Origin of the sequence: Halomonas sp. 707D4, from assembly GCF_024158685.1 — a bacterium.
Taxonomy (GTDB): Bacteria; Pseudomonadota; Gammaproteobacteria; order Pseudomonadales; family Halomonadaceae; genus Vreelandella.
On the sequence record NZ_JAMZBD010000117.1, the window covers coordinates 1 to 7,758 of the forward strand.

Annotated in this window: 8 protein-coding genes; 3 read left to right on the plus strand and 5 right to left on the minus strand. The window is 60.9% G+C overall.

Features of this window, described 5'->3' with window-relative positions; translation table 11 throughout:
• Window positions 1-529 (minus strand): GAF domain-containing protein (locus tag BIS11_RS07010; RefSeq protein WP_253585860.1); only part of this gene is annotated, 529 nt, incomplete at its 3' end.
• A 529-nt stretch (window positions 530-1,058) separates the two neighbouring features.
• On the opposite strand from BIS11_RS07010, the gene BIS11_RS07015 reads away from it, so the two are divergent.
• Both BIS11_RS07015 and zigA read left to right on the plus strand, forming a co-directional pair.
• On the plus strand, window positions 1,059-1,409 hold the full coding sequence (locus BIS11_RS07015; protein ID WP_253418757.1) for a helix-turn-helix transcriptional regulator: 351 nt from the start codon (window positions 1,059-1,061) through the stop codon (window positions 1,407-1,409).
• Window positions 1,410-1,569: 160 nt separating this feature from the next.
• A complete protein-coding gene (zigA, locus tag BIS11_RS07020; protein WP_253418759.1) occupies window positions 1,570-2,796 on the plus strand; it encodes a zinc metallochaperone GTPase ZigA in 1,227 nt (408 codons plus the stop codon).
• A gap of 88 nt (window positions 2,797-2,884) precedes the next feature.
• On the opposite strand, the gene BIS11_RS07025 is transcribed toward zigA, so the two are convergent.
• On the minus strand, window positions 2,885-3,943 hold the full coding sequence (locus BIS11_RS07025) for an SDR family oxidoreductase (protein WP_253418762.1): 1,059 nt from the start codon (window positions 3,941-3,943) through the stop codon (window positions 2,885-2,887).
• 148 nt (window positions 3,944-4,091) lie between these two features.
• Between BIS11_RS07025 and BIS11_RS07030 the strand changes: the two genes are divergently transcribed.
• A complete protein-coding gene (locus BIS11_RS07030; protein ID WP_253418765.1) occupies window positions 4,092-5,039 on the plus strand; it encodes a LysR family transcriptional regulator in 948 nt (315 codons plus the stop codon).
• Window positions 5,040-5,107: 68 nt separating this feature from the next.
• Here BIS11_RS07030 and BIS11_RS07035 read toward each other — a convergent pair whose 3' ends face one another.
• The 3 genes from BIS11_RS07035 to dctP form a co-directional block, all read right to left on the minus strand.
• A complete protein-coding gene (locus BIS11_RS07035) occupies window positions 5,108-6,418 on the minus strand; it encodes a TRAP transporter large permease (RefSeq protein WP_253418768.1) in 1,311 nt (436 codons plus the stop codon).
• Window positions 6,418-6,924 carry a TRAP transporter small permease gene (locus BIS11_RS07040; protein ID WP_253418770.1) on the minus strand — a complete coding sequence of 169 codons (507 nt, stop codon included), beginning with the start codon at window positions 6,922-6,924 and terminating at the stop codon, window positions 6,418-6,420. The genes BIS11_RS07035 and BIS11_RS07040 overlap by 1 nt, the downstream gene beginning before the upstream one ends.
• Before the next feature lie 62 nt (window positions 6,925-6,986).
• Window positions 6,987-7,758, minus strand: a 772-nt coding sequence (gene dctP, locus BIS11_RS07045; protein ID WP_253585861.1) for a TRAP transporter substrate-binding protein DctP, incomplete at its 5' end; no start/stop codon positions are given.

Here is a 7,758-nt window from a genome sequence, read left to right on the forward strand (position 1 = left end):
GCAACGCCCGACGCTGGCGGGCAATATGGGTGTTCGCGCTGGCGCCGATCAACTGGCGTGAAAGCTCGGCCCCCGCCAGCCAGGCGACGATGCGCAGAAGATCGAGAGCGAAGGAAGGCAGCGTCAACGTCGCCGAATGCATCAGCGCGATGAAGCCGAGTCGGTGGGTATCGGCAGCACGCATGGGAACCCCCAGATAGCCTTCGACGGACAGCGCCGCCAGCTGGCTATCGCGCGGGAAGCGCTCTCGCGCCCCACCATCGACGAACAGTTCCGCATGCGTGTCGAGCTGAGCGGCCGGGGTCTCCTTGATCGGATAGGGTGCCTGCTCTCGCCACTGGCCGTTCGAGTAAAAGGCCAGCGGCGTGACGAAACTTTGATGTGAGTCAATACGTGCGATCACGACATGGTCGACCTTGAGCAGGGTGGCCAACGAGCGTGTCAGGTGTTGAAAGAACTCTTCCCGATGACGGCTGGCAAAGCTTTTCGAAAGCTGCTGCAATATATCTTGTGCAGGGTCGGGAAACATGGTATCAAGCGCCTCGAATGGGTATCAGCTAACTAAGTTTAATCCAATGTTCCAAGGCGGTATCGATCTTGAGCGTGACTCGATCGATGCGGCATTGGCGCCGCTCATCACACATACCCGAGTGATTACAACGTCATTCGTCGCAACGTTCCCCTTTAAATTGCAACGTGCCGCGCGGGGCCTTTTCGCCTATCGCTCGCTTACCTGCCGTGTGACCGGTAACGTGACGTTTTCCAGGTTGCACTATCGACAACCAGTAACGGGACCGTTCATGACAGCACCGTTATCGCCCGACAAAAATTTTCCGACGTTCCAGACTTTCGCTCTTATTCGTTCCGGTCAACGAGAATTATATTAATTAAATGAGCAAATTAAATAAAACCGCTTTTGGCGGTTTCTTCTTTATCACTACCAGCCTTTCATTATACCTAATTTTATATTATCAACTTTTAAAGTCGATCTTCAACCTGAATAGTCCTTCATGTCCATAGGCCGCTCCCCAACCATTTCCCTTTATAGGGAGGCCCAGGTGAAAAAAAACGAACAGCAGCGTATCGCTGGGAACATTGGTGGTGCTATCGCCAAGCAGCGTACCCGTTGCCAGATGACGCAGGAAGAAGTGGCGGAACGGCTGGGCATTGGAAACGAAGCGGTTTCACGCATCGAAAGGGGGCGTGTCATTCCCAACGTCATTCGGCTCATGGAGCTTGCCCAGATCTTCGATTGCGAAACCGCCGAGCTCTTGGGCGAAGCCAGCACACAAATAGACGATCAGACGCGACGCATAAGGTCGTTGCTTTTACCGCTCGAGCAAAGAGACCGCCAATTGATTCTCCAGCTGACGGAAAACCTGGCGAATCGCTTAAACGACGGCTCATGAATGCCGACCGCCGTCGTCGGTAGAGGTCAATGCAACCTTCAAGAAGATAGACAACGTTCGCTGCCATCGAAGAGCCGGCCATCGCCGGCTCGGCAAGAAGATCTTTTGCACTGATCTTGAATGTTATATTATCACATAACATTCAAGGGAGATGGATCGCATGTCTGACTTCAAGCCTCTGCCGGTCACCGTTCTGTCCGGTTTTCTGGGCGCCGGTAAAACCACCGTACTCAACCACATACTGGCCAACCGCGAAGGGCGGCGCGTGGCGGTGATCGTCAACGACATGAGCGAGGTCAATATCGACGCGGCGCTGGTGCGCGGCGGGCCGGGCGAATCGATGTTCGAAAACGAGGTGGCGCTCAATCGCTTTGATGAACGTCTCGTCGAGATGAGCAATGGCTGCATCTGCTGCACGCTGCGCGAAGACCTGCTCATCGAGGTCGGCAAGCTCGCCCGCGAAGGCCGCTTCGACTACCTGGTGATCGAATCCACCGGCATTTCCGAACCGCTGCCGGTCGCCGAGACCTTTACCTTCGAGGACGAAGAGGGCGAAAGCCTTTCCCGGGTGGCGCGGCTGGACACGCTGGTGACCGTGGTCGACGGCGCCAACTTCCTGACCCAGTATCGCGACGCCCAGAGCCTGGCCGAGGCCGGCGAGAGCCTGGGGGACGAGGACGAACGCAACGTGGCGGACCTGCTGGTCGACCAGATCGAGTTCTGCGACGTGCTGCTGGTCAGCAAGACCGATCTGATGAGCGAGTCCGAGCTCGCGTCGCTCAAGGCAGTGCTCACCTCGCTCAACCCCGACGCCGAGATCGTGCCGATCCGCCAGGGTAACGTCGCGCTGGACAAGGTGCTCGACACCGGCCGCTTCGACTTCGAGCGCGCCCAGCGCTCGCCGGGCTGGCTCAAGGAGATGCGCGGCGAGCACGTGCCGGAAACCGAAGAGTACGGCATTGCGAGCTTCGCCTACCACGCGCGCCGCCCCTTCCACCCGGCCAGGTTCCATGATCTTCTGCACTCGGAGTGGTTCGGCGAGCGCCTCTTGCGCTCCAAGGGCTTCTTCTGGCTGGCCAGCCGCCCGCAGTGGGCGGGCCAGTGGAGCCAGGCCGGCGGCATCGCTCATCACGGCGCTGCCGGCATGTTCTGGAAAGCCGTGCCGGAATCGCGCTGGCCCACCGATCCGGCGTATCGTGGCTTCATCGAGGAAAAATGGGTCGAACCCTTCGGCGACATGCGTCAGGAACTGGTGTTCATCGGTCAGAACATGGACCAGGCCCGCATGCGCGCCGCCCTCGACGAATGCCTTCTAAGCGAAGAGGACGTTCTCGAAGGTATCGAGGCCTGGAAGAAGCTGCCGGACCCGTTTCCGGCCTGGGAGTAAGTACGCGGCCTCGACGCCGCGCTCGTTACGATCTGTTTCGTATATGCAGGGGCCGCCTGGCCCCTTCTTCTTCGTGCACCGATCAAGCTCAGGGAATAAGACGCTCCGCGCGCAGGCGAGTGAACAGATCGAAAAACGCACTGCGGGTTTCGCGGAAGTGATCGAAGCCGAACTCGCGCATCTTGGTCACGTCGTTGACACACTCCTGCTCACGGCCCAGATCGGCGTCCGAGTGCCACCAGGAGGCGAGCTTGTCGACCTCCGGCTCGACCAAATCGTGCTTCTCGGCAATCTGGCGCCAGATACCGGCGCTATCCTTCATCTGCTCTTCCAGCGGCGTTGGCGTATCGGGGCATTCGGCCACTTCCAGTTCGAAGAACTCACCGATTTCCTGCCACATCCGGCGCCAGCGGAAGATGTCGCCGTTGACGGTGTTGAACGCCTCGTTGCGCGCGCCCGGCGTGGTGGCCGCCCACTCCATCTGGCGCGCCAGTACCAGCGCGTCGGTCAAATCGGTCAGCGCATTCCACTGGGTTTGCGAGCCCGGAAAGGTGAATGGCTGGCCGGTTTCCTTGCAGATCGAGGCGTAGACGGCTAGCGTCGTGCCCATGTTCATGGCGTTGCCGACGGCGTAGCCGATCACCGTGTGCGGGCGGTGCACGTTCCAGCTGAATCCGTCGCGCTCGGCGGCGGCGAACATCGTGTCTTCCAGGGCATAGTAGAAGTTGTCGCCGGGCACGCGAGGCGCGGATTCACGAAACGGCGTCTCCACCTTGCCGCTACCGTAGCTCTCGAAGGAGCCCAGGTACTGCTTGGTGCCGGTGACCAGCGAGACGTGCTGGATCTTTTTGTCCTGCAGGGCGTCGAGCAGGTTCTGCATCATGGCGCCATTGGCCTTGACGTTCTCCTTTTCGCTGTCCCGCTTGATCCAGGTGCAATAGAACACGTGGGTGATGGGCAGGTCGGCCAGCGCCTTTTGGGTTGCGTCACGATCGAGCAGGTCCGCCGTGACGGGAATGACGCCACTTTGCTCGCTCGCACGACGCGATAGTCCGTAAACGGTCCAGCCGCTGGCATTGAGATAGCTTGCCAGATTACCGCCGGTAATGCCGGTGGCGCCTACCACGAGCGCGTTGCCTTTACGCATGATGACTCCTTCGATGAACGTGTACTGCCCGCCTTTCCCAAGATCTTGCGACCTTGTTCATCGCGAGCGATGGCTTCCATTCTGGTAAGAGGCATCAGTTGCTACAATTGGAAAAATCGCAAATCTTTATTGCAACAGGTGCAACTCGATGGATCTCAATGCCCTGCGCGTGTTCGAGCGCGTCGCCGCTACCGGAAGCTTCACGGCGACGGCGCACCACTTTCACCGAGCGGTTTCGTCCATTTCGCGCCAGATCACCGCGCTGGAGGAGTCGCTGGGCCAGCAGCTCCTTTATCGCCACACGCGCGCCGTGACCCTGACCGAGGCCGGCGAGCGCTACTACCGCGATATCCGTGACATTCTCGGTCAACTCGACCTGGCGACCGAGGCACTCCAGGCCCCGGGCGCCGAGCCTTCCGGGCTTTTGCGCATCAACGCGCCGGTCGCCTTCGGCCAGCGCCAGATCGTGCCGATTCTGCACCGTTTTCAACGCCGCCACCCCGCCATCAAGGCAGAGCTGATGCTGACCGACCAGCTTACCGACCCGGTAAAAGAGAGTATCGATGTCACCTTCCGGGTCGGCGAACTTTCGGACACCACGCTGGTGGCAAGGCGTCTGGCCCCCATGAACTACGTGGTGGCGGCCTCCCCCGCCTACCTCGAACGCCAAGGCGTGCCGCCGACGCCCGAGGCGCTTTGCCAGCACGACTGCCTGCTCTATCAAGGCGAAATGGGGCGCCAGCGATGGTACTTCGCCCGGCCGGATGCCAGCAGCCCCATCATCTGCAAGGTAGAAGGCTCGCTTTACAGCAATAGCGCCGAGAGCCTGCTGCAGGCAGCGCTGATGGGCCAGGGTCTGGTGATGTTTCCTACCTGGCTGATTGGCGATGAGCTCGCCCGTCAAGCGCTGATTCCCGTGCTCGAGTCGTGGCGTGGCGAAGTAGCCCCCAGCCGGCGCGACATCCATGTGCTGTACGGCCAGCGACGCCTGACCGCGCCCAAGGTCAGCGCTTTTCTAAAGCATCTGTTCGAAGAGCTGGGCGACGTACCGCCCTGGGATCGCTGGCAAGCGCGAATAGCGAAACAAGCACCTTGATACCTTCTCCGGCTAAGGCATCACCACAAAAAAGAGAGGTTGGCGCCCCTCTCTCGTTTTCACTTCGCTCACAGCATCCGAGGCAGCCAGGTGGCAAGACTCGGGAAGACGACCAGCAGCGCCACCAGCAGCATTGAACAGAAGATGTAAGGAATGGCGGCGGAGTAGATCTCGCGCATGGTGGTGCCCGGCGGCGCCACGCCCTTCATGACGAAGAGCAGAAGCCCCAGAGGCGGTGTGGAAAAGCTGATCTCCAGCGCCAGCAGCACGATCACGCCGAACCAGATCAGATCGAACCCGAGCGCCTGGGCGAGCGGGAAGAAGATCGGTACCGTCAGCATCATGATCGAGATCTGCTCCATGAAGGTGCCCAGCACCAGGAGCACCGCGAACATCGCCATCAGCATCAGAATCGGCGACAGGTCGAACCCGGTGGCCCAGCGGATCAGCCCGCCGGAGGCGCCGGAAAACCCGAGCAGCTGGCTGAAGGTGGCAGAGCCGAACACGATCAGGTACGCCATCAGGGTGACCTTGAGGGCGCCTGCCACGGACTGGGTGAACGCCGCCCAGGTCATGCAGCGAAACGCGAAGCCCAGGATGATGACGCCCAGCGCCCCGAAGGCGGCGGCTTCGGACGGCGTTGCGAAGCCGACCAGCATGAGCGCGACGATGATCACCATGACGCTCAACATGGGCACGATGTCGGTGACGATCAGCTTGAGCTTGGCGGCAAGCGGCACGGGTTCGAGCTCGTAGGCCGGGGCGGCCTCCGGGTCACGCCTGGTCTGAATGAAGATGGTGATCATGTAGAAGCCGGCGAGCGTCAGCCCCGGCAGTATGCCGGCGATCAACAGCGCCCCGATGTCGATCTTGGCGAGCGTGGCCAGCAGCACCGCCAGCGCCGAGGGCGGGATGATGATCGCAAGCCCTCCGGTGCCCAGGATGGGCCCAATCGCCATCTTCTTCTTGTAGCCCCGGCGCTGCATCTCCGGCACCAGCAGCGACCCCATCAGTGCCGTCGATCCCATGGAGGAGCCGCTCAGGGTGGAGAACGCGGTACCGCCGACCACGGTGACGTAGGAGAGACGCCCGGGCACCTTGCCCATCAACCGGTCCACGGCGTTGAACATCTTCATGCCGAGCCCGGTGCGAAAGAAGAGCTCGCCCATCAGCAGAAACAGCGGTATCGGCACCAGATTGAAGCTCGATAGCGCGCCGAAGCCGTTGTTGAGCATCTGCATGATGCCTGCCTGACCGCCCATGAAGTGCCAGGCGCCGATCACGTTGGCCGCGAGAAAGGCGAGCGCGATGGGCGTGCCCACCGCCATGAAGACGAGAATCAGCGAGAGTAGAAACGCCAGAGCCAGATACCATTCCATTATTCTTTGATCCCCGCTTCGCCACTGTGAAGAATCTCCCGACCGACGACGAAGCGGCCGAACTCCACCGCCATCAGAGTGAAACTGACCGGAAAGACGATGGTGAGTATCCACTTGGGCACGAAATACGCGCGCACGTCATAGTCGCTGCGCTCGATGTTCATCATGAAAAGATCCAGCCCCTTCCAGGCCAGCACCAGGCTGACCAGTACGCACAGAAGCGCCACCGCCCGACTGAGAACGTTCAATACCGGCGGCGGCAGAATGGAGGTGAGCAGTTCGATATGCACGTGTCCACGCTGGCGCACCAGCCAGGGCGCGCCCAGCAAGGTGAGATAGAACATGGCGTACTCGGTGGAGAGAAAGAACCAGGCCGAGGGTTGAAGCCCTAGATTACGAATCACCACCGACAGCACCACCGCCACCATCAGCCATACCAGCATGATGGCGGCGAGCAGGGCCATACCGTTCAAGAGCCAAAGATAGCCGCGTCGTACGTAGCGCATAGAAAACCCTGGGCAGCGAGTGCATCACAAGAAAAGCGCAAGGCAACGCCTTGCGCTTCACGTTACAGATCGTTGAACTTCTCGATCAGCTCGTCGTAGTGAGTGAGCCCTGCGGGGTGACGCTCCATCTGGGTGCGCATGCGCGCCCAGGTGGCTTCACGGGCGGCTTCGGCGTAGCGCGTGGCGGCCTCGCCTTCCAGGGTCACCACGGTCATGCCGTTCTCTTCGAGGGCGGCCTGCTGCTCCACGGCGAGATCATCGAGGCGCTCGGCGCTGTCGCGCTCGTGCTCGATCGCCACTTCCTGAAGGATCTGCTGGGCGTCGGGGCTCAGCTGGTTCCACTTGTCCAAATTGACGATCACGCCCATGTCGGTGGAGAAGAAGGCAGGGTCGATACGGTAGTTGAGGAAACTGTCCCAGTTGAGGTCCTCGAGCCCGATCTGGGTCCAGCCGGTGGCGTTGACCACGCTGCGCTCCAGCGCCGAGTAGACGTCGGTGGTGGGCAGGCTGATCGGCTGGGCGCCGAGGTAGTCCTGGAAGAAGGCGTCGTAGACCGGATTGCTGCGCAGACGCAGCCCCGAGATGCTCAGGTTGCCTTCGCCGTCGAGCTTGGGCTCGTCGATGGTGTAGAGGTTGTAGTTCACGCCGCTGTCGAACCAGCCCAGGTAGTAGGTGCCCATCTTCTGCTGGTGAATCTCGTTGAGCAGGTCGAGGCCGCCGTTTTCCCGCGCGTAGATGGCGTTGGTGTTCGAGGCGACCATGGCGTCGCGCTCGGGCACGGTGCCGGCGTAGAAACTCGCGGCGGTGTAGGCCATGTCCACCACGCCGTTGCGT